24 protein-coding genes and 1 other RNA gene are annotated in these 24,444 nt (G+C 67.9%); 11 read left to right on the top strand and 14 right to left on the bottom strand.

What is annotated here, in order from left to right; translation table 11 throughout:
- Window positions 1-2: 2 nt before the first annotated feature.
- Window positions 3-188, bottom strand: a complete 186-nt coding sequence (locus FHY50_RS11965; RefSeq protein WP_140230930.1) for a hypothetical protein — start codon at window positions 186-188, stop codon at window positions 3-5.
- A gap of 90 nt (window positions 189-278) precedes the next feature.
- On the opposite strand from FHY50_RS11965, the gene FHY50_RS11970 reads away from it, so the two are divergent.
- Together FHY50_RS11970 and FHY50_RS11975 are read left to right on the top strand one after the other, a co-directional pair.
- Window positions 279-1,277, top strand: a complete 999-nt coding sequence (locus FHY50_RS11970; RefSeq protein WP_140230931.1) for a ligase-associated DNA damage response exonuclease — start codon at window positions 279-281, stop codon at window positions 1,275-1,277.
- Between the two features lie 23 nt (window positions 1,278-1,300).
- The gene (locus tag FHY50_RS11975) at window positions 1,301-2,242 is read left to right on the top strand and encodes a M20/M25/M40 family metallo-hydrolase (protein WP_140230932.1); all 942 of its coding nucleotides are present in this window, start codon (window positions 1,301-1,303) and stop codon (window positions 2,240-2,242) included.
- 52 nt (window positions 2,243-2,294) lie between these two features.
- Here the strand turns inward: FHY50_RS11975 and FHY50_RS11980 are convergent, their stop codons facing one another.
- Both FHY50_RS11980 and FHY50_RS11985 read right to left on the bottom strand, forming a co-directional pair.
- Entirely contained in the window at window positions 2,295-3,830 is a 1,536-nt protein-coding gene (locus tag FHY50_RS11980; RefSeq protein ID WP_140230933.1) for an ABC transporter permease/substrate-binding protein, read from the bottom strand.
- Window positions 3,827-4,603 (bottom strand): ATP-binding cassette domain-containing protein, encoded by a 777-nt coding sequence (locus FHY50_RS11985; RefSeq protein WP_140230934.1) that lies wholly within the window; start codon window positions 4,601-4,603, stop codon window positions 3,827-3,829. The genes FHY50_RS11980 and FHY50_RS11985 overlap by 4 nt, the downstream gene beginning before the upstream one ends.
- A 48-nt stretch (window positions 4,604-4,651) precedes the next feature.
- Between FHY50_RS11985 and FHY50_RS11990 the strand changes: the two genes are divergently transcribed.
- On the top strand, window positions 4,652-5,419 hold the full coding sequence (locus FHY50_RS11990; protein ID WP_140230935.1) for an SDR family oxidoreductase: 768 nt from the start codon (window positions 4,652-4,654) through the stop codon (window positions 5,417-5,419).
- A gap of 100 nt (window positions 5,420-5,519) precedes the next feature.
- Window positions 5,520-6,077 (top strand): hypothetical protein, encoded by a 558-nt coding sequence (locus FHY50_RS11995; RefSeq protein WP_208402842.1) that lies wholly within the window; start codon window positions 5,520-5,522, stop codon window positions 6,075-6,077.
- On the opposite strand, the gene FHY50_RS12000 is transcribed toward FHY50_RS11995, so the two are convergent.
- Together FHY50_RS12000 and FHY50_RS12005 are read right to left on the bottom strand one after the other, a co-directional pair.
- A complete protein-coding gene (locus FHY50_RS12000; RefSeq protein ID WP_140230936.1) occupies window positions 6,074-6,583 on the bottom strand; it encodes a GNAT family N-acetyltransferase in 510 nt (169 codons plus the stop codon). The two genes, FHY50_RS11995 and FHY50_RS12000, sit on opposite strands and share 4 nt — an antisense overlap.
- A complete protein-coding gene (locus tag FHY50_RS12005) occupies window positions 6,580-6,870 on the bottom strand; it encodes a 4a-hydroxytetrahydrobiopterin dehydratase (protein ID WP_140230937.1) in 291 nt (96 codons plus the stop codon). The genes FHY50_RS12000 and FHY50_RS12005 overlap by 4 nt, the downstream gene beginning before the upstream one ends.
- A 46-nt stretch (window positions 6,871-6,916) precedes the next feature.
- On the opposite strand from FHY50_RS12005, the gene FHY50_RS12010 reads away from it, so the two are divergent.
- From FHY50_RS12010 to FHY50_RS12020, 3 genes are read left to right on the top strand one after another with little or no spacing between them, the layout of a single operon-like run.
- On the top strand, window positions 6,917-7,312 hold the full coding sequence (locus tag FHY50_RS12010; protein WP_140230938.1) for a metallopeptidase family protein: 396 nt from the start codon (window positions 6,917-6,919) through the stop codon (window positions 7,310-7,312).
- A 20-nt stretch (window positions 7,313-7,332) separates the two neighbouring features.
- Window positions 7,333-7,881 carry a heme ABC exporter ATP-binding protein CcmA gene (gene ccmA, locus FHY50_RS12015; RefSeq protein ID WP_337250275.1) on the top strand — a complete coding sequence of 183 codons (549 nt, stop codon included), beginning with the start codon at window positions 7,333-7,335 and terminating at the stop codon, window positions 7,879-7,881.
- Complete coding sequence (locus tag FHY50_RS12020; protein ID WP_140230940.1) at window positions 7,878-8,516, top strand: heme exporter protein CcmB; 639 nt, start codon at window positions 7,878-7,880, stop codon at window positions 8,514-8,516. The genes ccmA and FHY50_RS12020 overlap by 4 nt, the downstream gene beginning before the upstream one ends.
- A gap of 3 nt (window positions 8,517-8,519) precedes the next feature.
- Here FHY50_RS12020 and FHY50_RS12025 read toward each other — a convergent pair whose 3' ends face one another.
- From FHY50_RS12025 to FHY50_RS12035, 3 genes are read right to left on the bottom strand one after another with little or no spacing between them, the layout of a single operon-like run.
- Window positions 8,520-9,149 (bottom strand): 2-dehydro-3-deoxy-6-phosphogalactonate aldolase, encoded by a 630-nt coding sequence (locus tag FHY50_RS12025; protein ID WP_140230941.1) that lies wholly within the window; start codon window positions 9,147-9,149, stop codon window positions 8,520-8,522.
- A complete protein-coding gene (locus FHY50_RS12030) occupies window positions 9,146-10,018 on the bottom strand; it encodes a 2-dehydro-3-deoxygalactonokinase (RefSeq protein ID WP_140230942.1) in 873 nt (290 codons plus the stop codon). Before FHY50_RS12030 ends, FHY50_RS12025 begins: the two co-directional genes overlap by 4 nt.
- A 4-nt stretch (window positions 10,019-10,022) precedes the next feature.
- Complete coding sequence (locus FHY50_RS12035) at window positions 10,023-11,618, bottom strand: sodium/sugar symporter (RefSeq protein WP_140230943.1); 1,596 nt, start codon at window positions 11,616-11,618, stop codon at window positions 10,023-10,025.
- 178 nt (window positions 11,619-11,796) lie between these two features.
- Between FHY50_RS12035 and FHY50_RS12040 the strand changes: the two genes are divergently transcribed.
- Window positions 11,797-12,528, top strand: a complete 732-nt coding sequence (locus FHY50_RS12040) for a FadR/GntR family transcriptional regulator (protein ID WP_140230944.1) — start codon at window positions 11,797-11,799, stop codon at window positions 12,526-12,528.
- A gap of 114 nt (window positions 12,529-12,642) precedes the next feature.
- Here FHY50_RS12040 and FHY50_RS12045 read toward each other — a convergent pair whose 3' ends face one another.
- Window positions 12,643-13,578 carry a ribose-phosphate pyrophosphokinase gene (locus FHY50_RS12045; protein ID WP_140230945.1) on the bottom strand — a complete coding sequence of 312 codons (936 nt, stop codon included), beginning with the start codon at window positions 13,576-13,578 and terminating at the stop codon, window positions 12,643-12,645.
- Between the two features lie 104 nt (window positions 13,579-13,682).
- Between FHY50_RS12045 and gltX the strand changes: the two genes are divergently transcribed.
- Window positions 13,683-15,044: a glutamate--tRNA ligase gene (gene gltX, locus FHY50_RS12050; RefSeq protein WP_140230946.1), complete on the top strand. Its 1,362-nt coding sequence runs from the start codon at window positions 13,683-13,685 to the stop codon at window positions 15,042-15,044.
- Window positions 15,045-15,052: 8 nt separating this feature from the next.
- Here gltX and FHY50_RS12055 read toward each other — a convergent pair whose 3' ends face one another.
- From FHY50_RS12055 to FHY50_RS12070, 4 genes are all read right to left on the bottom strand, one after another.
- Window positions 15,053-18,463 (bottom strand): error-prone DNA polymerase, encoded by a 3,411-nt coding sequence (locus FHY50_RS12055; RefSeq protein WP_140230947.1) that lies wholly within the window; start codon window positions 18,461-18,463, stop codon window positions 15,053-15,055.
- Window positions 18,441-19,988 carry a Y-family DNA polymerase gene (locus FHY50_RS12060; RefSeq protein ID WP_140230948.1) on the bottom strand — a complete coding sequence of 516 codons (1,548 nt, stop codon included), beginning with the start codon at window positions 19,986-19,988 and terminating at the stop codon, window positions 18,441-18,443. The genes FHY50_RS12055 and FHY50_RS12060 overlap by 23 nt, the downstream gene beginning before the upstream one ends.
- Complete coding sequence (locus FHY50_RS12065; protein ID WP_140230949.1) at window positions 19,885-20,664, bottom strand: ImuA family protein; 780 nt, start codon at window positions 20,662-20,664, stop codon at window positions 19,885-19,887. The genes FHY50_RS12060 and FHY50_RS12065 overlap by 104 nt, the downstream gene beginning before the upstream one ends.
- 91 nt (window positions 20,665-20,755) lie before the next feature.
- A complete protein-coding gene (locus tag FHY50_RS12070) occupies window positions 20,756-20,986 on the bottom strand; it encodes a hypothetical protein (RefSeq protein ID WP_140230950.1) in 231 nt (76 codons plus the stop codon).
- Between the two features lie 109 nt (window positions 20,987-21,095).
- Between FHY50_RS12070 and FHY50_RS12075 the strand changes: the two genes are divergently transcribed.
- Window positions 21,096-22,913: an ABCB family ABC transporter ATP-binding protein/permease gene (locus FHY50_RS12075; RefSeq protein WP_180345120.1), complete on the top strand. Its 1,818-nt coding sequence runs from the start codon at window positions 21,096-21,098 to the stop codon at window positions 22,911-22,913.
- Window positions 22,914-22,924: 11 nt separating this feature from the next.
- Window positions 22,925-23,881 (top strand): alpha/beta fold hydrolase, encoded by a 957-nt coding sequence (locus tag FHY50_RS12080; protein WP_140230951.1) that lies wholly within the window; start codon window positions 22,925-22,927, stop codon window positions 23,879-23,881.
- A gap of 145 nt (window positions 23,882-24,026) precedes the next feature.
- Here the strand turns inward: FHY50_RS12080 and ssrA are convergent.
- Window positions 24,027-24,366, bottom strand: a transfer-messenger RNA (tmRNA) gene (gene ssrA / locus FHY50_RS12085).
- Window positions 24,367-24,444: the final 78 nt, after the last annotated feature.

The following is a 24,444-nucleotide window of genomic DNA, read 5'->3' on the forward strand; positions in this document are numbered from 1 at the left end:
GATCAACGGGTTTCGTTCGCCTTGTCGAGGCGATCCTGCTCCTCGTACATCGCCCGCGTTGCGGCTTCGTTCGCGGCTTCCTGCGCCTTGGTCATGCGGTTGTTGCGCATCGCCCACACGATCGCGACGACCAGCACGACCGGCCCGACGATCGTCAGCACTCCCCACAGGCTCGAAGTATCGAACATGGCGCGTTCCTCATTGTGTCGCTGCGTCAACGTACCACCCGGGAAGTTCGATCCGGTTGGATTCGCGGCGCAACGCGCCATATCGCGCCGATGACCCGTTTAGGCGACTGGATCGAACCTCACCCCACCGGCATCTACGTGCCCGCCGCCGATGCGTGGATCGATCCGTCGGTGCCGCAACCGCGCGCGCTGGTGACGCACGGCCATGCCGATCACGCGCGCGGCGGGCATGGCGAAGTGTGGGCGACGCCGGAGACGCTGGCGATCATGGGCGTCCGCTATGGCGACCAGAGCGGCCGCCCGGTCGGCTATGGCGAGACCTTGCGGGTGGGCGAGGTCGACGTGTCGTTCGTGCCTGCCGGCCATGTACTGGGATCGGCGCAGATCGTGCTCGACCATCGCGGCGAGCGCGTGGTGGTGTCGGGCGACTATAAGCGCCGCGAGGATCCGACCTGCGCGCCGTTCGAGGTCGTGCCGTGCGACATCTTCGTCACCGAGGCGACGTTCGGACTGCCGGTGTTCCGCCATCCCGAGACGCATGACGAGATGGACAAGCTGCTGGCCGCACTGCGCGCCGAACCCGATCGCTGCATCCTAGTCGGCGCCTATGCGCTGGGCAAGGCACAGCGGGTGATCCGCGAATTGCGGGTGATGGGGTTCGACGATCCGATCTACCTGCACGGCGCGCTGCAGCGCCTGTGCGACCTGTACGTCGCGCATGGCATCGATTTGGGCGAATTGCGCCCGGCGACCGAGGCGAGCAAGGCCGAACTGGCCGGACGCATCATCCTGGCACCGCCGGGGGCGCTCAACGATCGCTGGTCGCGGCGGCTGCCCGATCCGATCACCGCGATGGCCAGCGGCTGGATGCGCGTGCGCCAGCGTGCGCGCCAGCGCAACATCGAGCTGCCAATCCTCTTGTCCGACCATGCCGACTGGGACGAACTGACCACCACCATCCGCGAGATCGCCCCCAAGGAGGTGTGGGTGACGCACGGCCGGGAGGACGCGCTGGTGCACTGGTGCGGGCTGCACCAGATCAAGGCACGCGCGCTTGACCTGGTCGGGTTCGAGGACGAGGACGACTGACCGTTGCTTTTTGGGGTCGAGTCGTGATTTTCCAGTCGCTTGCCATTGCCTTCGTTCTTACCGCATCGCCGCCTGTCCACGACGTCCCGCCGGCGCTGGTCGACGATCTGCGGACCCTGTCGAGCGCGCGCATGCAAGGGCGCGCTCCGGGGACGATCGGGTCGGAGCGAGCGCGCGAATACATCGCCGATCGGCTCCGCGCGATCGGGGTCGGGCCGCTCTACAATCGATACGAGCGCCCGTTTGCCGTCCGCGAGCCGAAGCGGACGGTGCGCGGTACCAACCTGCTGGCGGTGATCGAGGGCACCGACATGACCAGCGACCGGGTAGTCGTGCTCGGCGCGCATTACGATCATTGGGGGTTTCGCAAGGGCAAGCTCTACCCCGGCGCCGACGACAATGCCTCGGGGGTCGCCGGGTTGCTCGCAGTGGCTGCCGCGCTCAAGGCCGATCCGCCGCGGCATCGCACGATCCTGGCATTCTGGGACGGGGAGGAACTGGGCTATTTCGGGTCGAAGGCGTTCGTCGCCGACCCGCCGGTACCGCTCGATCGCATCGCGCTCAACATCAACCTCGACATGATCTCGCGCAGCGACAAGGGCGAGCTCTATGCCGTTGGCGGGCAGAGCTGGCCGGTGGTGCAGTCGATCCTCGACGACCTTGCCAAGACCGCACCGGTGACGCTGAAATTCGGGCATGAGGGGCCACCTTGGGAAGGCTCGGACGTGTGGATCGACGGGTCCGACCATTATCAGTTTCACCTCAAAGGTATTCCCTTCGTCTATTTCGGGGTCGAGGATCATCCCGATTATCATCAGCCGAGCGACACGTTCGACAAGGTGCCGCTCGACTTCTACGCGCGCTCGGTGGCGACGGTCGAAGCGGCGGTGCGGGCATTCGATGCCGGGCTCGACACGATCCCGCGCGAGCACGTCCCGCCGCCGGTGGTGGATGAGGACGACTGACGCGGGCGCAGTCGGTTGGTTTCTACCCCGTTCGCTCGAAACGAACGAATTTCTAGCTGGAAGGATCGAACCCCGCCCGCTTCGCCAGCCACCGCGCCGCGGCATCGGGACTCGTCTTGTCCACGTCGCGATCGACCTGGAGGTTCGCCGCGCGCATCGCCTCGACGTCGATCGCGCCGACTAGCGGCTGCAGCGCGGCGACGAAGCGCGCATCGTCGGCGCGATCGGGCGCGACCATCAGGATCGCGTCGTAGCCGGGGATCGCGCCCTTGGGATCGGTCAGCACCTTGAGGTCCTGCGCGGCGATGCGGCCGTCGGAGCTGAATGCCGAGATGACGTCGGCCCGCCCGCCCGCGATCGCGCGATACATGAAGGTGGGGTTGAATGCCTGCGCCGCGGCGAAGCGCAGCGGATAGGCGCGCTTGATCGCGGCCCATTCGGGACGCTCGAGGAATTCGAGATCGGTGCCGAACGACAGCGACGGCGATGACCGCGCAAGATCGTCCAGCGTGGCGATCCCGCGGCGCTCGGCATCGGTGCGGCGCATCGCAAAGGCATAGGCGTTTTCGAACCCCAGCGATCCGAGCAGCCGGACGCCATGCTCGGCCTGCGCCCAGTCGCCGATCCTCGCCACCATCTCGGGGCGTGGCGGAATGTCCTGGCGCCGCATCTCGTTGGTCCAGATCGTCCCCGAATAATCGACATAGACGTCGATATCGCCGCTCGCGAGCGCGCCGAACACCACCGCCGATCCGAGGCCCTCGCGATAGCGCACGCGATATCCCGCGTCCTCGAGCCGGTGACCGATCAGGCGCGCGAGGATGAACTGTTCGGAAAATCCCTTGGCACCGATCGTGACGACCCGGCCGCCACTCGGCAGCGCGGGGACGATCGCGATGCCGATCCCGACCAGCAACGCGGCGAGGCTGCCCCACACCTGCCAGCGCCGCCGCGCGCGGATGCCATGCTCGGCAGCGCCCAGCAGCAGGTCGACCACCAGCGCCAGCCCCGCCGCGGCGATGCAGCCCGCGACCACCAGCGTCCAGTTCTGGGTCTGCAGCCCGGCAAAGATCAGGTCGCCCAGGCTCGGCTGGCCGACCGTGGTCGACAATGTCGCGGCGCCGATCGTCCATACCGCCGCGGTGCGGATGCCCGCCATCAGCACGGGCAGCACCAAAGGCGCCTCGACCAGCCGCAATTTCTGCCGCGGCGTCATGCCGACGCCGTCGGCGGCCTCGAGCACTGCCGGGTCGAGCTGCGCCAGACCGGTGACGCCGTTGCGCAGGATCGGCAGCAGCGCATAGAGCGCCAGCGCGAGCAGCGACGGCAGGAAGCCGAGCGCCGGGATGCCGCCGCCGACCAGCGCCGACAGGCTGAGCAGGATCGGATAGAACAGCGCCAGCAACGCGAGCGCAGGGATAGTCTGGACAAGGCTGGCGAAACCGAGCGTGACCCGCGCGACAGTGGCGCTGCGCGCCGACCAGATGGTCAGCGGCAGCGCGACGAGCAGCCCCAGCAGCAGCGCCGCCGCCGAAACCAGGACATGGTCGGCGAGCAGGCCGGGTACGCGCGCGAAGGCGTCGGTCATGCGCCGCGCTCCAGCTCGGCAAGGCGGTGCGCCTGGGTGCGCGGTACCGCGACCAGCGCATCGGCGACCGGACCGCCTTCGCCGGCCAGCAGCGCGTGCGGCGCGGCGTCGGCGGCGATCCTGCCGCCGTCCATCACCAGTACCCGGTCGGCGAGCAGCAGCGCTTCGGCCATGTCGTGGGTGACGAGGATCGTCGTCAGCCCGAGCCGGTCGTGGAGGGTGCGGATCGCCTGCCCGAGCCCGTCGCGCGTCACCGGGTCGAGCGCGCCGAACGGCTCGTCCATCAGCATCAGGCGGGGTTCGGTGGCGAGCGCGCGCGCGACCCCGACGCGCTGCGCCTGCCCGCCCGACAGCTCCGCCGGCATGCGCCGCGCGAATTCCGGCGGCAGCTCGACCAGAGCGAGAAGATCGGCGACACGCGCGGCGGCACCGGTTTCGCCGGTCAGCCTGAGTCCGATCGCGACATTCTCGCCGACGCTCATATGCGGGAACAGCCCGACATTCTGGAATACATAGCCGATGCGGCGACGGATCAGGTGCGAAGGATCGTCCGCAACCGGCCGGCCATCGATCGCGACGCTGCCTGCGCTGGGTTCGATCAGGCGGTTGACCATCTTGAGCAGCGTCGACTTGCCCGAACCCGACGCGCCGACCAGCGCGACGAAGCTGCCCGCGGCGATCTCGAGCGAGACGGCATCGACCGCGGTGACGCGCGCCGAATAGCGCTTGGTGACCTCGCGAAAGGCGACCGAAGGACCGGTTTGTGCTGGCATCGCCGCGCGTTGTGCGGGATGACGGCGGCAAGGTCAAAGGAAGCGGACATGGCAAAGGCGATCTTCGTGACGGGCGGCGCCTCGGGAATCGGCCTTGCGGCGGCCAAGCGCTTTGCCGCCGAAGGCTGGCGCGTCGGACTGGCCGACGTGAATGCCGCCGCGCTAGGTGCTGTGCGCGGACAGATCGAGGGCGCGAGCGTGTACGTCATGGATGTCCGCGATCGCGCGGCATGGACCCGCGAACTTACAGCGTTTGCGGGTGGGGACGGCATCGACGTCGTGTTCAACAATGCCGGCATCGCCAGCGGCGGCCCGTTCGTAGACACGCCCGACGACGAGATCGACCGTGTCGTCGCGATCAACTTCATGGGCGTCGTCAACGGCGCGCGCGCGGCTTATCCGTTTCTCAAGCAGCGACCAAGCGCCTGCCTGCTCAACACCGCGTCGGCGGCGGGGATCTATGGCACGTCGGGCGCGGCGATCTATTCGGCGACCAAGTTCGCGGTGCGCGGTCTGACCGAGGCGCTCGACGGCGAATGGCGCGCCGACGGCATCAAGGTCCGCTCGCTGATGCCCAGCTTCATCGAGACGCCGCTGCTCGATGCAAGCGTGACCGGATCGAACCAGAATGTGCGGCAACGGGTGCTCGCGGCGGGGCTGGAACTGACCCCGGTGGACACCGTTGCCGACGCCGCATGGGGGGCGGTGCACGGCGATGCAGTCCACACGGTGGTGGGCAAGACGGCGCGGCGATTGAAGTTCGCGGCGCGCTGGATGCCGGGGTCGCTGCGCCGACAAATGGGTCGCCGCTTCTAGCATCGCTGCGATTGCTCAGCGATTGCTCACCCGCCGCTCATGACCTTCATCGCAGTGTCGGTCAGCCTGTCCGCCATCGCAATCGTGAAAGGCAAGACAGATGGCATCCGGCATCAGCAACAACCGCGGCCGGCAACCCGGCATTCTCTGGCGCATCGTCGGCTGGGGATTTGCGGCGGCGCTGCTGGCGCTGCCGCTGGTCGCGCGCTGGCCGTGGACCGCTCCCGACTTCGCATTCGCCGCGGTGATGATCGGCGGGGTGGGGATGCTGTTCGAGATCGCGGTTCGCTTTACAACCAACCTCGCCTATCGCGCCGGCGTAGCGGCCGCGCTGGTGGCCGGGTTCCTGCTGGTGTGGATCAATGCCGCGGTCGGCATCATCGGCGACGAGGGCAATCCCGCGAACCTGATGTATGCGGGCGTGGTCGGGATCGCGCTGATCGGCGCGATGGCGGCGCGCGGACGGCCCGGGGGCATGGTGCGCGCGATGGCGTCGGCGGCGATAGCGGTGGCGCTGATCGCCGCGATCACGCTGCGTGCGGGGCTCGGCGGGACCGAACCGCCGGGGGCACTGGGCGTGCTGGTGCTCAACGGCTTTTTCGTCGCGCTGCTGTCAGGATCGGCAGCTTTGTTCCGGGCAGCGGCACGGTCCGCCTAGAGCGGCAGCGCCATCACCCAGTCCTGGTAGGTCGCGCTGCCGACCGCGAAGCTGCGCGTGCCGATGACCGCAAAGCCTTCGCGGCGATAGAAGGCAATGGCGCGGGCATTGCCCTGATAGACGCCAAGCAGCAGCCGTGCAGCGCTGCCGTTGCGGGCATGCGCCGCCGCCGGGGCCAGCAGCGCCGCGCCGATGCCGCTGCCCTGAAACCGCGACAGCGCGTAGATGCGCTTGAGTTCGATATCGCCCGCCTGCGCCCCGGGCAGGTCGGGCGGGCAAAGCAGGCTGTAGCCGACGGGTGCGCCGCCGATTTCTGCAAGCCAAGCGGCGGCATCGCGCTTGGCGAGCAGCGCGCGATAGGTCGCGGCGTCATGCTGGCCCAGGCAGTGCGCGACCACGGCATCGCCATCGATCACGCCCGCAAAGGCATCGAGGAACGTCGCCGCGCCGACGACCGCCAATCGATCGATATCGTCCGCGGCGGCGCGGCGGAGCGTCCAGCTCATTCGACCAGCGCGTCGATCGCCTGCGCCATCTCGATATCGCGCCCCGACAGCCCGCCTGCGTCGTGCGTGGTCAGCACGATCTCGACCCGGTTCCACATGTTCGACCATTCGGGATGATGGTCCAGCTTTTCCGCGATCAGCGCGACCTGCGTCATGAAGCCGAATGCCTGGCTGAAATTGTCGAAGGTGAAGCCGCGCACGATCGCATCGCGCGCCTCGTCATTGTCCCAGTCGGGCAGGCCGTCCAGCGCCTCGACCCGTTCGGCCTCGCTCAGTTGCTCGGTCATATGCCCTCCTTGCCCGTTGGGCTGCACCATGCCTATGAACCGGGGCATGGAGCAAGGCCGCACCGCGCCCGACCTGCAGACGATCGAGGCGCTGGCGCGCGCCGCGCTCGCGCGCATTCCGGCGCCCTTTGCGGAGCATCTCGCCGACGTCGTACTGGTGGTCGAGGAATTCGCCGACGACGCGACGCTGGATGCATTGGGGATCGAGGAGCCGATCGAACTCACCGGCCTGTATCACGGCCGACCGATCGGCGAGAAATCGGCGTTCGACAGCGGCGGCGAGCCGGATCGCATCCATCTCTATCGCGCGCCGATCCTGTGGGAATGGATCGAAACCGGCGTGACGCTCGAAGCCCTGGTCCATCACGTCGTCGTGCACGAGGTCGGGCATCATTTCGGCCTGTCGGACGAAGCGATGCATGCGCTGGAGGACGCGGCCTGACCGCGCTCGGCTTCCGTTCGGTGGCCTGTGCGCGCGGCGGGCGGATGCTCTTCGAGGACGTGTCGTTCGCGCTTGGGCCGAGCGACGCCGCGCTGGTGACTGGGCCGAACGGGGTGGGCAAGTCGAGCCTGATACGGATCGCCGCCGGGCTGCTCCCGCCCGCCGCCGGAATGGTCGAGAGCACCGGCAGCCGCGCGCTGTTGGCGGAGACTGCCGCGCTCGACGGGGAGGTGACGCTGGCGCAGGCGACCGGCTTCTGGGCGCGGATCGATGGCAGTCCGGATGCTGCCATGCCCGCACTGGAACGCGTGGGGCTGGCGCATCTGGCACCCGTGCCGGTCCGTTTCCTGTCGACCGGGCAGCGCCGCCGCGCGGCGATGGCGCGTGTCGCGGCGAGCGATGCGCGGATCTGGCTGCTCGACGAACCTGCGACCGGGCTGGACGCGGCGGCGGTGACCACGCTCGAAGCGCTGATCGCCGGACACCGTGCGCAAGGCGGCATCGTGCTGGCGGCGACGCATCAGCCGATCGCGATGCCGGGCGCGATCGCGATCGAGCTTGCGGCATGATCGCGCGGCTCGCCTGGCGCGAAGTGCGGCGCGCATGGACGAGCGGCGGCGTGCTGCTGCCGGTCGCGTTCTTCCTGCTGGTCGCGATCCTGTTTCCCTTCGCGGTCGGCCCGGACGCCAAGCTGCTCGCGCGGATCGGCGGCGGGGTGGTTTGGGCGGCGGCATTGCTCGCGGCGCTGATGCCGGTCGAGCGGCTGGTCGCGCCCGACATGGAGGCAGGCGTGCTCGATCAACTGGCGGTGCGCGGCGTCCCCGATGCGACCGTCGCGCTGGCCAAGATCGTCGGGCACTGGCTTGGCTTCGGCCCGCCGATCCTGCTCGCGGCGCTGCTCGCTGCGGCGCTGTTCGGGATCGATGCGGCGGCGCTGGGCCGGGTGATGCTCGGCCTGCTGATCGGCACTCCGGCACTGGCCGCGCTGGCGGTGGCGACGAGCGCGCTGGTGGCGGGGTTGCGCGGTGCTGGGGCGCTGGCGGGTCTCGTGATGCTGCCGCTGGCGGTGCCGCTGCTGATCTTCGGCGCAGGCGCGATCGAGGGCGGGGCGGGAAGTTTCAAGCTGCTGGGCGCGGTCAGCCTGCTGCTGCTGGCGGGCGCGCCGTTCGTCGCGGGGGCAGCGATGCGGTTCGGTCGGGAATAGGGTTCAGGCGCGGACTGCCCGTACGAACGCATCGGCGTTGGCGCGCACCTGTGCCGCCGGCATGCCCGCCTTGTACAGCGCAGAGCCCAGCCCGAACCCGGCCGCACCCGCCGCAAGCCACGGTCCCATCGTATCGGGCGCGACGCCGCCGACCGGCAGGATGCGGACGTCCCTGGGAAGCACGGCGCGCATCGCCTTGATCACGACGGGCTGATAGCCCTCGGCCGGAAACAGCTTGAGCGCCGCGGCTCCTGCGTCGAGCGCGGCGAACGCTTCGGTCGCAGTGGCGATACCCGGCATCGCGACCAGACCGCGTGCCGCCGCTTCGCCGATCACCGCCGGGTTGGCGTTGGGCGCGATGATCAGCGTGCCGCCCGCCTCCTCGACCGCCTGCACCGACGCCATGTCGAGCACGGTGCCCGCCCCGACCACCGCCCGTCCCGCGAAGCGCCGGGCCAGTCGCGCGACGCTGTCGAGGGGATCGGGAGAGTTGAGCGGGACTTCGAGGATGCGGAAGCCCGCTTCGACCAGCGCGTCACCGATCGCCTCGACCTCGTGCGGCTCGACCCCGCGCAGGATCGCCACCAGCGGCAGTTCGGCAAAGGCGGCGTCGAATTCCGAACGATGAGTCATGCGCGCAGCTCCTGGATCGCGGTAATGCCGGCGACGAACGCGGCGTGGCTGTCGACGATCCGCGCGCTGCCGCCCAGCGTCTCGATGGCGAGGCGGTAGAGCCCGCCGAGCTCCGGGTCGGCGAGGATGTGGAAATCGCGATCGCCGCCCTCGGCAAGTCGCGCGGCGACGTCGCTGCCGATCAGCGCGCCACTCGCAAACGATGCGGCGTCGTCCTCGGCCAGCCGTCCCAGCACCCCGCCCGCACGGATCCCGAACAGCGTTGCGCCAAGATCGCGCTTCGCGCCCTGGCGCACGCCATCGACAAAGGCCGGGCCGGCGGCGACCGGCGCCGTCATCTGGCGGGCAAGGACGCTATGCGCGCGCAGCATCGCGAACATCTCGCCGGTCATCGCCGTAGTGAAGCTCGTGACCTCTCCGCGCGTGATGGCCGCCCATTTGCAATGCGTGCCCGGCTGGCACAGCATCGCGTCGCGCGGCACCAGTCCGGCTGCGACCGCGCCGAGCAGCTGCACCTCCTCGCCGCGCATCACGTCGCTGCGCTGCTCGGTATCGACAGCGATGCCGGGAACGATGGCGGTGCGGGCGTCGATCGAAAGGCAGTTGGCGGCAAGCACTTCGATGCCGGCGGGCACCGCGACATACGCCGCCTCGCGCCAGCCGATGGTCGAGCCGACCATTCCTGCCATCAACACCGGAAGGTCGCCGCAGCGCTCGCGGATCGCCGCCAGCTCCTGCTCGAATCCGCGACTCTGCATCGCCGCTACCCCGCGGTCGTCGCGCTCGGTCGCCGCGACTGCGCCGTTCTCGATGCGATAGACGCGGCGGTTGGTGGTGCCCCAGTCGATCGCGAGGAACGGCGCGGTCATCGCTTCACCACATCGACGCGTAAAGCGCGATGACAATGCCGACGATCGCGAAGGCCGCGACGTTGAAGCTCGACGTCGTGCGGAACGTCACGCCCTCGGCGGTGATGCGGTCGCTGCCCGCCGCGCCGGGCCTGACCAGCGACAGCACGATCGCCAGCACCAGCGCGATCACGAAGACGAGGCCCATGCGGTTGATGAACGGCATTTCGGGCATGCCGACCTTGAACAGGTACGAGAGCACGACCGACGCGACCGCGGCGGCGATCGCGCCCCATTCGCTCGCGCGTTTCCAGAACAGGCCGAGCAGGAAGATCACGGTGATGCCGGGTGTGAAGAAGCCCGAGAATTCCTGGATGAACTGGAACGCCTGATCCGACCCGCCGAGCAATGGACGCGCGGTGAACAGCGCGATCACGGTGGCGACTGCCGCCGAACTGCGCCCGATCAGCACCAAATGCTTTTCTTGCCCCGTCCGGCCCGATCCATCCTCGGCCGCCGTCGGCACATTGCGGAATTTGGCATAGAGGTCGAGCGTGAAGATCGTCGCGATCGAGTTGATCTTCGACGCGGTCGACGCGACCACCGCCGCCATCAGCGCGGCGAACACGAGGCCGAGCAGGCCGGTCGGCAGATAGCGCATCATCGTAGGGTATGCTTCGTCGGCCGGGTTCAGCCCGGGCGCGAGGATGACCGCAGCAAGGCCCGGAACGACGACGACCAGCGGCATCAGCAGCTTGAGGAAGGCCGCGAAGACGATGCCCTTCTGCGCTTCGGCAAGGTTCTTGGCGGCGAGCGCGCGCTGGATGATATACTGGTTGAACCCCCAATAGCTGAGGTTGGCGATCCACATGCCGCCGACCAGCACGGCGATTCCGGGCAGTTCCTGATAGCCGACCTCGCCGGGCTCGAGGATCATGTTGAACTTCTCGGGCGCCTGCGCGAGCAATGTCTGGAAACCGGCGAACACGCCCGCGCCGCCGCCGACCTCGTTGAGCGTCAGCGCAGAGATGGTGAGGCCGCCGAGCACCAGCAGCGTGACCTGGACGATGTCGGTCAGTGCCACCGCCTTGAGCCCGCCGTACAGCTGGTACAGCAGCGCGAAGCCGCCGAGCCCGAACAGCGCGACCATCTGATCGACGCCCGCGACCTTGTTGACCGCGATCGAGCCCAGCCAGAGGATCGCGGTGAGGTTGACGAAAACATACAGCGCCAACCAGAAGATCGCCATCAGCGTACGAATGCTGGTGCCGTACCGCTGTTCGAGGAACTGCGGCATCGTGTAGATTTCGTTCTTGAGGAAGATCGGCAGGAAGAACTTGCCGACGATCAACAGCGTGATCGCCGCCATCCATTCGTACGACGCGATGGCCAAGCCCATGACATAGCCGGACCCCGACATGCCGACGATCTGTTCGGCGGAGATGTTCGCCGCGATCAGCGACGCGCCGATCGCCCACCACGGCAGCGACTTGGACGCCAGGAAATAGTCGCTGGTGTCCTTTTCCTTGCCACCCTTCTCGCGCGACACAAACTGCGCGAGGCCGAAGATGAAGATCGCATAGACGATGACGACGACCAGATCGATGGTGCTCAGGCTCATGACGGCGTCGTCCCCTCGTTCCCCGCGCCATGCCGATCGATCGCCGACGCATTGTCCGGATTGATTTATAAGATTTATTGCGCTTGTCTAGCGCGACCTGACCGGCGACGATACGCATGAAACACCCGGCAGACTTTGCAAGGCCTGGTCGAGCCTGGGAAGAGGAGAGCAAGCGCCGATGTCACCGCCCGAAAGCCCCGCGCCCGCCGCGCCGATCCTCGGGCGCAACCTGACCTATGGCATGCTCGACCGTATCGGCCGCGCGATCGTCACCGGCCAGTATCTCGAGCGCAGCTTTCCCACCGAGGCGGAACTCGCAAAGCAGCACGGCGTAAGTCGGTCGGTGACGCGGGAGGCGGTAAAGATGCTGACGGCAAAAGGCCTGCTCAGCGCGCGGCCGCGTCAGGGGACGATCGTCCAGCCGGCAAGCTCGTGGAACCTGTTCGATACCGATGTGCTGCGCTGGCTGCTCGAACGGCAATTTTCGGTCGACCTGCTGCGCCATTTCAACGAGCTGCGCGTCGCGATCGAGCCCGAGGCGGCGGCGCTGGCGGCGCTGCGCAGCGACGACGCCGATCGCGCCGCGATCACCGCCGGGCTGGTCCGGATGACCGCCGCCGAGCGCGGCGACGACGACCCTCTCGAATCCGACATCGCGTTCCACGTCGCGATTCTCAACGCGTCGAAGAATCCGTTCTACCAGCAGTTCCGCGACGTCGTCGAAACCGCGCTGCGCACGTCGATCCGCTTCACCAACCGCATCAAGGGACGCAATGCCAGCATCGACGATCACGCCGTGGTCCACGACGCCATCCAGCAGCGCGACGGCGACGCGGCGCGGGCGGGCATGCGCCATCTGATCGGCGAGGTGCTGCAGCTGATCGAGGGAGCGGGGGACAAGGCGGGGTGAGGGTCGTCAGTGGGATCACTCCTCCTTCTCCGTTGGTTTAGAGCGAAGTCGAGACACCGCCACGGGACGCTTGGATCGCGTTTCTCGACTTCTCTCGAAACGAACGGGTGGAGGTCAGTCGAACAGGCTGGACACCGATGCCTCGTCGGCGATGCGCTTGATCGCTTCGGCCAGCAGCGGCGCGATCGTCAGGTGGCGGATGTGCGGCGCATCCTTGATGACGTCATGGTTGCCGATCGAATCGGTGATCACCAGTTCGCGCAGTTCCGACGCCTCGACCCGCGCGACCGCGCCGCCCGACAGGACGCCGTGGGTGCAATAGGCGACGACGTCCTCCGCCCCCGCAGCCTTCAGCGCGGCGGCCGCGTTGCACAAGGTCCCGGCGGAATCGACGATATCGTCGATCAGGATGCAGAACCGCCCCTCGACCTGGCCGATGATGTTCATCACCTCGGATTCGCCAGGGCGCTCGCGGCGCTTGTCGACGATCGCCAGCGGCGCGTTGTCGAGCCGCTTGGCCAGTGCGCGGGCGCGGACCACGCCGCCGACATCGGGCGAGACCACCATCAGGTTCTTGTCGGAGAACCGCGTCAGGATGTCGGCCGACATCACCGGCGCGCCATAGAGATTGTCGGTCGGGATATCGAAAAAGCCCTGGATCTGCCCGGCATGCAGGTCGACCGACAGTACCCGGTCGGCACCCGCTACCGTCACCAGATTGGCGACCAGCTTGGCCGAGATCGGCGTGCGCGGGCCCGGCTTTCGATCCTGACGGGCATAGCCGAAATAGGGGAGCACCGCGGTGATGCGCCGCGCCGACGCGCGTTTCAGCGCATCGATCATGATCAGCATCTCCATCAGATTGTCGTTGACCGGGTAGGATGTCGATTGCAGCACGAACACGTCCTCGCCGCGGACATTCTCGAGGATCTCGACGAAGATCTCCTCGTCGGCGAAGCGTCGCACGCTGGCCTGGGTCAGCGGTGTCTCGAGATAGTGCGCGATCGCCTGCGCGAGCGGCAGGTTCGAATTTCCGGCCAGAAGTTTCACGCGCGCGCCCTTATGCTGTCCCTTGTCGCAGCGGTGCATAGCTGGCGTGCCGGGGAGGGGAAAGGGGCATTGCCGCTCGTGCGCCCGCGCCCTAGACCGCGGCGATGGCCGCATCCGTCGTCACCCGCTTCGCCCCCAGCCCGACGGGGCACCTTCATGTCGGCAATCTGCGCACCGCGCTGCACAACTGGATGTGGGCGCGGCGGCACGGCGGACGATTTCTGCTGCGCATCGACGATACCGATGCCGAGCGCTCGCGCGAGGACTATGTCGATGCCATCCGCGCCGACCTTGCCTGGCTGGGGATCGAGCCCGACGGCGAGGAGCGCCAGTCGGCGCGCTTCGATCGTTACGCGGAGCGCTTCGACGACCTGGTACGAAGCGGCCGCGTCTATCCGGCTTACGAGACCCCCGAGGAACTCGACCTGCGGCGCAAGATCCTGCTCGGGCGCGGGTTGCCGCCGGTCTATGACCGCGCCGCACTGCGGCTGAGCGATGCCGAGCGCGCCGCGCTGGAGGCGCAGGGGCGGCGCCCGCACTGGCGCTTCCGGCTCGATGCCGCCGCACCGATCGCATGGGAGGATCGCATCCGCGGCCATGCGCAGTTCGATCCTGCCCTGCTGTCCGACCCGGTGATCCGCCGCGGCGACGGGTCGTGGCTGTACCTGCTGCCGTCGGTGATCGACGATATCGACATGGGCATCACCGACGTGGTGCGCGGCGAGGACCATGTCTCGAACACAGCGGTGCAGATGCAGATGTTCGAGGCGCTCGGCGCTGCGCCGCCCGCCTTCGCGCACGAAGCGCTGCTGACCGGCAGCGAAGGCAAATTGTCGAAGCGGCTCGGATCGCTCGGCATCGCGCATTTCCGCGACGCGGGGATCGAGCCGCAGGCGATCGTGGCGCTGCTGGCGCGGATCGGCACCAGTGATCCGGTGGAGCCGCTGGTCGATCCCGAGCCGCTGATCGCCGCGTTCGACTTCGCCCGGTTCGGTCGTGCCCCGGCGCGCTTCGACGAGGAGGAGCTGGCGGCGGTCAACGCTCGGATCGTCCACCAGCTGAGCCACCAGGCGGTCGCCGACCGCTTGCCCTCGGGCATGGGCGAGGCGGCGTGGCACGCGGTGCGGCCCAACCTGACGCGCGTCGCCGACGCCGCCGACTGGTGGGCGGTGATCGAGGGATCGATCGCCACCGCCGGGCAGGACGAGGCCGACCGTCCGCTGCTGGAGCAGGCAGCGGGGATCGCCGCCGGGCTCGACTGGAGCGACCAGCCCTGGGCGGCGCTGACCGGCGCGCTCAAGGCGACGACGGGCCGCAAGGGAAAGGCGCTGTTCCTGCCGCTGCGCCTGGCGCTGACCGGGCGCGACCACGGCCCCGACATGGCTGCGCTCCTCCGGCTGATCGGCAGGGAACGGAGCGTCGAGCGGCTGCGTGCCGCCGCAGCGGGGCCGGGTCAGCGTTTCTGAAATCCACTCTAATGGAAATCGCGCGATCTGGGTAGGATGCGGATGTCGCGCGGGTGGCCGGCATGGCGCGGATGCTGGGGATGGACGAACTCGTCGGCGCGCGACAATTGCGTGCGCACCGGCGCGTCCTGTCCCAGCGTGTCGAGCAGCGGGGTCAGGTCGTCGATGCGCGATGCCATCAGGTGGACGACGCCCTCGGGGCTGCGCTGGACCTCACCGGTGATCGCCATCAGCCGCGCCGCCATCACCTGGCGGCGATAGGTTTCGAACAGCCGTGCCCAGATGACCACATTGACGATGCCGGTCTCGTCCTCGATCGTCACGAAGATCGCGTTGCCCTTGCCCGGTCGCTGACGCACCAGCACGATCCCGGCAGCACACAGGCATTTGCCCGGCTTTGCCGCGGTCACCTTGGCACAGCTGACGATCGAGCGCGCCGCCAGCGTTTCGCGCAGGAAGCGCAGCGGATGGCCTTTGAGCGACAGCCGCGTCATCTGATAGTCGGCGACGACATGCTCGGCCGCCGACATTTCGGGCAGCATGCTGTCCGCTTCCTCGCCCAGTTCGCGCGCGTGCGCCGCGGCGAATAGCGGCAATTCGCGGTCGGGAGTGCGGCGCACCGCCCACAGCGCCTCGCGCCGCCCGGCATCGATCGATCCGAACGCATCGGCATCGGCGAGCAGCCGGAGCGCGCGCTGCGGCAACCCCGCGCGGCGCGCCAGTGCCTCGATCCCGTCGAACCTGCCTTCGGAACGCGCCGCGACGATCGCATCGGCCCAGTCGCGCCGAAAGCCGCTGATCTGGCGAAAGCCCAGCCGCAGCGCGAGAGGGGCTTCGTCATCGCGTTCGATGCGATTGTCCCAGCCGCTGGCATCGATATCGATCGGCCGCACCGCGACGCCGTGTTCGCGCGCGTCACGGACGATCTGTGCGGGGGCATAGAAGCCCATCGGCTGCGAATTGAGCAGCGCGCACGCGAAGATCGCTGGGTGATGGCATTTGATCCACGACGACACATAGACCAGCTTGGCAAAGGCGAGCGCGTGGCTTTCGGGAAAGCCATAGCTGCCGAACCCCTCGATCTGCTGAAAGCAGCGCCGCGCGAAATCGGCGTCATAGCCGCGCGCGGTCATGCCCCCGATCATCTTGGCCTCGAAATCCTCCATTCCGCCGACCCGTCGAAACGTCGCCATCGACTTGCGCAGCCGGTTGGCCTCGCCCGGCGTGAAGCGTGCGGCGACGATCGCCAGCTTCATCGCCTGTTCCTGGAACAGCGGCACGCCGAATGTCTTGCCGAGCAGCTGGCGCAATTCGTCGGGCGGGCCGTGGTCGGGATGCGGCGATGGATATTCGACCGCTTCCTTGCCCGACCGGCGGCGCAGATAGGGGTGGACCATGTCGCCCTGGATCGGACCCGGGCGCACGATCGCGACCTGGATGACCAGATCGTAGAGCGCGCGCGGCCTGAGCCGCGGCAGCATGTTGATCTGCGCCCGGCTTTCGACCTGAAACACGCCGATGCTGTCGCCCTTGCACAGCATATCGAACACCGGCGGGTCGTCGGGCGGGATGCTGTCGAGTGCCCAGTGCCCGAGCCCCTCCGCCTCCATCAGCTCGAAGCTCTTTTGAATGCAGGTCAGCATGCCCAGCGCCAGCACATCGACCTTCATCAGCTCGAGCGCGTCGATATCGTCCTTGTCCCATTCGATGAAGGTGCGGTCCGCCATCGCGCCGTTGTGGATCGGCACCAGTTCGTCGAGCCGCCCCTGCGTCAGCACGAAGCCGCCGACATGCTGCGACAGATGGCGCGGGAATTCCAGGATCTGGTCGACAAGATCCTTCATCTGCGCGATCGCCGGATCGGCCAGGCTGAACCCCGTCTCGGCAAAGCGCCGCTCCTCCATCGCCTGCGCGAAGCTGCCCCAGGTCGTGCTCGACAGCCGGGCGGTCACGTCCTCGGTAAAGCCCAGCACCTTGCCGACTTCGCGCACCGCGCTCCTCGGCCGGTAATGGATGACCGTAGCGGCGATCCCGGCACGCTCGCGGCCGTAGCGGCGATAGATATACTGCATCACCTCCTCGCGCCGCTCATGTTCGAAATCGACGTCGATGTCGGGCGGCTCGTCACGCTCCGAAGACACGAAGCGTGAGAACAGCAGGTCGTAGCGCATCGGATCGACCGCGGTGATGCCGAGCAGGAAGCACACTACCGAATTGGCCGCTGAGCCGCGGCCCTGGCACAGGATCGGCGGCGTCTGCTCGCGCGCGAAGCGGACGATGTCGTGGACGGTCAGGAAATAATAGGCATAGCGCCGCTCGCGGATCAGCGTGAATTCCTCGTAGAGCAGGCGGCACAGTTTCCCGGGCAATCCGCCGGGATACCGGGCGTCCGCCGCGATCAGGACGATATGCTGCAACCAGTCCTGCGGTGCCCAGCCGTCGGGCACGGGTTCGTGGGGATATTCATATTTGAGGTCGTCGAGGGTGAAGGCGATGCGATCGAGCAGCCGGATGGTCTCGTCGATCGCGCCGGGCGCGTCGCGAAACAGCCGCGCCATTTCGGTAGGCGGCTTGAGGTGGCGTTCAGCGTTCGCTTCGAGCACGCGGCCGGCCTCGGCGATCGTCGTGCCTGCCTCGATGCAGGTCAGTACGTCGTGCAGGCGGCGCTGATCGGCTGTGGCGTACAGCGCGTCGTTGGTCGCGAGCAACGGCACACGGGCTGTGTCCGCCACCGCCTGCCACATCGCCAGCCGCCGCGCATCGCTGCCCCGCCGCGGCATCGCCGTGCCGAGCCAGACCCGGCCCGGGGCGACCCTCGACAGCTGCGCCAGCGTCGCTTCGACCGTGTCCGGCGCAGGCGACGGCACCAGCTGCAACGGGCGCGCAGGGGCATCATCGTGGACAAAGCCAACCGGCCGCGCCTGCACCGCCTGTTCGGTCGCCGAACTGGCGGTGAGCACGATCAGCAGCAGGTCTTCGGCATGCCCGAGCAGGTCGGCGAAGCGCAGGATGCATCCGCCCTTGGCCGCGCGCAGATTGCCCAGCGTCAGCAGCCGCGTCAGCCGCCCCCAGCCCAGCCGCGTCCGCGGATAGACGACGATGTCGGGCGTGCCGTCGGCGAACACCAGGCGCGCGCCGACCACCAGGCGGAAATCGATCTCCTCTGCCCGCTCTTCCATCAGCTTGGCACGTGCGTGCTTGAGTGCGGCGTGCGCCCGCACCACCCCTGCGACGCTGTTGCGATCGGCAATGCCGATCCCGGCCATGCCAAGCGCGACTGCCTGAGCGACCATATCGGCCGGATGCGACGCCCCGCGCAAAAAACTGTAGTTGGTCGCCGCGACCAGTTCGGCGAACTCGCTCACGCGAACAGCGCCCTTGAGGGGACAGTGTCGCTCACGCGAACAGTCCGTGCACATACCAGCGCGGATCGGCGGTCTCGCCGTCGTACAGGCCGTGGCGGAACAGCCAGAAGCGGCGGCCGCGGACGTCCTCGACCCGGTAATAATCGCGCGTCAGCCGGTTGCCGCGCACCGGCTTCCACCACTCGGGCGCGATGCGTTCCGGCCCTTCGAAACGGCTGATCTCATGCAGCGTACGGCGCCAGCGAAAACGGCGCGGCGGACCGTCGGGGACTTCGGCGACGACCTCGACCGGCTGCGGCGGATCGAACAGGTGGATCGGGCGGAGCGGGGGTTCTCCCACGGGCGGCGGAGTCCACGTGGCGGCGACCGTCCGGTCGGCGGCGGGCAATGCCAGCACGCCCTGTTCGGGAATATGGCTGTCGGCGGGAACGAAGCGGCGGATGCGTCCGCGCCCCAGCCGGGTGCTCAGCCGATCGACCAGCGCCGCCAGCGCCTGTTCGGCGATCGCGCCGCCCTCGAGCTGGAGCTGCGTCGCCGCGAGCGGCTCGATGCGCGGTACCGCCAGCCGGATCAGGTCGAAACCGAAGCCGGGGTCGATCGGATCGGCAAGCGTATCGAGCCGGTCGCCGAGCAGCCGCATCAGCATGTCGGGATCGCGCATCGGCAACCCGCTTTCGATCGCAAGGTCGCGCACGACACCATCGCTGCGATACAGCCGGATCGCGAAGCGTCGCCCGCCCGCGGCGCGCTGTTCGAGCGCCTGTGCGGCGGTTTCGGCGAGCGTGCGGATCGCCGCCAGCATCGCGTCGGTGCGTGCGACAGGCTCGGCAAAGCGCTGGTCGAAGCGCAATGCCGGAAGCGCGCGGCGCGGCGTGATGCGGCTGTCGGCATCGCCCAGGATGCGCGCGAGCATCGCCGTCGCCGCTTCGCCGAAACGCGCGGCAAGCGGCGCAGTCGGCCGCCGCGCGAGATCGCCGATGCTGTTCAAACCGGCACGGCGCAGCGCCAGCTCGCTGTCCGAATCGAGACGCAAGGCACGAACCGGCAGCCGCAAGATCGCCTGGCGCTCGTCGGCGGCAGGCGCGGTCTGATGGCGGGCCAGCGCCTGCGCGGCTTCGGGCGTGGCGGCGATGGCATGGCGCAGCACCAGCGGCCAGTATGCGAGGCGGCGTTCGACATCGGCGGCCAGCGCGGCTTCGCTGCCATGGGCGTGGATGCAGCCGGTGATGTCGAGCGTGACGCCATCCGGCGGGTCGATCGCCACCAGTGGCGTATAGCGATCGCAGCAATCGGCGACGCGTTCGATCAGCAACTGGTCGGCGAGCGGATCGGCCGGATATGCGACAAGATCGGGGAGCTGCGCGCGCGCATCGGCAAGCGCGGTGCCGGGGGTGATCCCCAACGCCAGCGCGCACGGGTCGGCCGCGACGATCCGCATCGCGCCGCGCTGTTTTTCGGTGAATACGAAAGGGGCGTCAGGCGCTTCTACGCCATTGCCCAGCGCCAGCCGATCCGCCGTCAGGAAGGGAAAGAACAGCGCCAGAAAGCGACGCCGGGTCTTCGAAGCGTCCAAGGTCACGATTCCACTCCACGCGCCATGCGCCGCCGGCCGGGCGGCCGCGCTGGCGGATCAGTTGCAGGTCGAATGCCGGTCGTCCCGGCGCATTGGCGGCCAGCGGCGCTGCCGGTGCGGCGGTGACCGTCCAGCGCGTCTGCGCGGCGCTCGGCATCGGTTCGGCGGCGATGCGCAACATCAGGATGGCGACGCCCGATTGCTGCGCCGCTATGGCCAGCCTCCTGCTGGCGGTCAGGTCGAGAGCGCGCGGATGGCCCCATAGCTCGACCACCGCGACGCCGACCTCGTCGCAGCGCACGATGTCGCCAGCCGCGCGCAGCAATGCCAGCGGATCGGGCAGCACGCCGAGGATCAGCCGCGCCGGGTCGCAGCCGACTTCGCTGAGGCCCGGCGCATGCAGGCTGCCGCCACGATGTTGAGCCTCGCCAAGCCGCAGCCACAAGAGCGTTCCGCCAAGCTGCCGCGCCAGCATCGCGGCAAACCCGGCGGCGCTGCTCGCGTCGTCGCGCTCGATCGCGAAAATCTCGTGCAGGCAGCCGCGCCCCAGCCCGCCGCCCAGCGCTGCGTCGATGGCGCCGATATCGACCGGCGATAGTGCGCCTGCGGCGGACGACCGCGTTTCGCCAAGATCGGCAATGCGCGCACGCAAACTGGCAATCGACTCGGCGGGACCATCCATGTGTTCATGATATGTTCCTTAGCAGCCCCGAGTCAATTTCGAGGTTGCCAAGTGTAGATGCTAAGCCAGAATCCAGACAGCGAAGTTCGCTTCACCCCCGCGACGAATCGCCCTGTGTCCGCGCCATACGCTCGGTATTCGATTGGCATGCCGCGCTGATCGTCGGAAAGGACAGGTCGGTATTGCGCAACAGCGCCTCGTTCATCGCGCTGCGACATGTCGCTGCGCTTTCGTATCTCACCGGCTCGACGCGTGCCTCCTGGCAAGCTGCACCGCTATCGGCACAACCCATGATCGCCATGACATAATAGAGCGGTTCCATCGTCTTCTCCCGTGTCAAGCCATCAACGGGCAGTCTGCGACGAAGGTTCCGATTTTGCGACGAACCGTGCGCGTTGCATCTGCCGGGCGAAGCGCCCACTTGGGCAGCCATGCCGCCGATCCCCGATTCCACCGTCACGACCGAGCGGCCGATGCTGGCGACGATCAAGCGGTTTCTGCCCTATCTGTGGCCCGACGATGCGCCTGCGCTGAAGGTGCGGATCATCGGTGCGCTCGGCTTCGTGCTGCTGTCCAAGATCGTCCAGGTCTATGTCGTGTCGTACACGCTGAAATATGCGGTCGATGCGATGTCGGCGGGCAGCCGCGACGAATTATGGTTCGTCCTCGCGATGGTCGGCGGCTATGCGGCGGCGCGCTTTTCGACGACCTTGTTCGACAATCTGCGCAACACGGTGTTCGAACGCGTCGGACAGGAGGCGACGCGGCGGCTGGCGACCAGCGTGTTCGCGCATCTCCACCGGCTGTCTCTGCGCTTCCACCTCGAACGCCGCACGGGCGCGGTGACCAAGGTGATCGAGCGCGGCACCAAGAGCATCGATACGATGCTGTATTTTCTGCTGTTCAACATCGCGCCGACGATCCTCGAACTGGCGCTGGTGCTGCAGATTTTCGGGTCAAATTTCGGGATGTGGCTGGTCGCCGCGACGATCGCGATGATCATTGTCTACATCTGGTTCACGCGGCTGGTCACCGACTGGCGTGCCGCCCTGCGTGAACGCATGAACAATCTCGATACCGGCGCGGTCAGCCATGCGGTCGATTCGCTGCTCAACTTCGAAACGGTGAAGTATTTCAACGCCGAGGATCGCGAGAGCGAGCGCTATGATCGCGCCGTCACCGCCTATGCCGAGGCCGCGATCAAGAGCGAGAATTCGCTGGCGATGCTCAATGTCGGGCAGTCGCTGATCACCGCGATCATGCTGGGCGGCGGGATGGCAATCGTCGCCTGGGGCTGGGGTACGGGGCGATTCTCGCCGGGCGACGTCATCCAGGTGTCGACGCTGCTCAGCCAGCTGTTCCGCCCGCTCGACCTGCTCGGAATGGTCTATCGCACGATCCGCCAAGGCGTGATCGACATGGGCGCGATGTTTGATCTGATCGACACCGATGCCGAAGTCGTCGACGTACCCGGGGCTCAGCCGCTTGCCGTCCCCAGCGGGCATGTCCGCTTCGAAAATGTCCTATTCGGCTATGATCCCGAACGCGTTATCCTCAAGGGTATCGACCTCGACGTGCCCGCCGGCACGACATTGGCCGTGGTGGGATCGTCGGGCGCCGGCAAGTCCACGCTCGCGCGGCTGCTGTTCCGCTTCTACGATGTCACCGGCGGGCGCATCACCATCGACGGACACGACATCGCCCAGGTCCAGCAAGCGACCCTGCGCGCCGCGATCGGTATCGTCCCGCAGGACACGGTGCTGTTCAACGACACGATCGGCTACAACATCGCCTATGGCCGCGCCGAAGCCTCCGCCGACGAGGTTCGCGCAGCCGCCCGCGGCGCCGCGATCGGCGACTTCATTGAAAGCCTACCCGACGGGTACGAGACCCGCGTCGGCGAACGCGGGCTCAAGCTGTCGGGCGGCGAGAAGCAGCGCGTCGCGATCGCGCGGACATTGCTCAAGAACCCGCCGATACTGATCCTCGACGAGGCGACCTCCGCGCTCGACAGTCGTACCGAGGCCGATATCCAGGCAACGCTGGAAAAGATCGAGCGTGGCCGCACCACCATCGTCATCGCACACCGATTGTCGACCGTGGTCGATGCCGACCGCATCGTCGTGCTCGATGCCGGCGAAGTGGTCGAGAGCGGCACGCACGCCGAACTGCTGCGCAAGGGCGGGCTCTATGCCGAAATGTGGATGCGTCAGGCGCAGGAACGCGACACTGCGCTGGCAGCGGAATGAAGGAGGACCGGATGAGCGACGCCAAGAAGGACGTACCCTGGGCAGGCATGGCGCTGGCGGCGGCGGGAGCGGTCGGCGGCGGCTTGGCGCTGTGGTCGGCTTATGCGGCGCGCGGGGCGCAGGCGATGGCTCCGGCACAGGGACGCTTCGTCGACGTGCCCGGCGCGCGATTGCATTATGTCGACCGGGGCAGCGGGCCGGTGCTGCTGCTGGTGCACGGACTCCTCGGCAATCTGCGCCATTTTTCCTATGGCCTGGTCGATGCGCTCGCGAAGGATTTCCGGGTGATCGCGGTCGACCGGCCAGGTTCGGGCTATTCGGTCGCGACCGGCAAGGACGCACCCGACATCGCGCAGCAGGCACGGATCATCCTTGCCTTCGCCGATGCGCTCGGGCTCGATACGCCGCTGCTGGTGGGGCATTCGCTGGGCGGCGCGGTGGCGCTTGCGGCGGCGGTGCTTGCACCCGACCGGTTTCGCGGCCTTGCATTGATCGCCCCGCTGACCCAGCCGATCGACACCCCGCCAAAGGTGTTCGCGCCGCTGATGGTGCCGCCGCTGCTGCGCGGGCTCGTGTCGTGGACGCTGGCGGTTCCGGCCGGAACCCTGAATGCGGGCGCGGCGGCGCAGGCGGTGTTCGCGCCCGAGCCGGTGCCCGCCGACTTCGCCACGCGCGGCGGCGGTGCGCTCGCGATCCGGCCGGCGACTTTCCGGTCGGCATCGTTCGAGCTGCGATCGTCGCGCGACGCGATGCTGGCACTGGTTCCGCGTTATGCGGAAATGACGGTGCCGATATCGATCCTCTATGGCCGCAGCGATGCGCTGCTCGATCCGGCGCTCCACGGCGAAGCGACTGCCGCGACGATGCGGACGTCCAGGCTGGAGCTGGTCGATGGCGGCCACATGCTGCCGATCACGCAGGTCGAGCGGACGGCAAAGTTCGTGCGCGAGGCGCACGCGCGAGCTTAGTTTCGTAATTCCGCGCCGGCCTGCTCCCCCACCCGGCCGCCCATAGGATATCCTGTCAGGGCGGCCGGGTGGGGGAGCGGGCCAGTGCAGCCTCGCGCAAACAAAACCGAGTGGGGAGCTTCTGTTGCTCGGTGCTCCCCGTACCGCCGCGGCGCTTCTGTTGCCCGGTGCGCTCAACCGCGCTTTTGTCGTTCTAACCTAGATCGTGAGATCCAGAATTAGGCCGCAATTGCGAGTGCTTCATTGTCATTGGCACTTGTGTAATGGGCCGTTGCGGTGGTCCCATTCCGAGCGAAAGCTGCGCTTTTCAACACACGTCGATCCTGGTTCGGCCCCGTCATCATCCGCCGTTTCGGGCGGTTGGTGGTGGAGCCGCCGGGTACTGCCCCCGGGTCCGCTGCGCCTATGACACGCCGCAATTTATCGCCATAGCCGGGCAAGCCCGACCCCTTGGATATAGCGATCGTGCGGCGAAAGAAAAGGTGGGAGTCTTTGTAGAGAGCGGCACCGGCACAAACACGCCTTTCCAGCGCCACAATGTCCCGCTAGGGACTAGGATATCA

Origin of the sequence: Sphingomonas japonica, from assembly GCF_006346325.1 — a bacterium.
Lineage (GTDB): Bacteria > Pseudomonadota > Alphaproteobacteria > Sphingomonadales > Sphingomonadaceae > Sphingomonas > Sphingomonas japonica.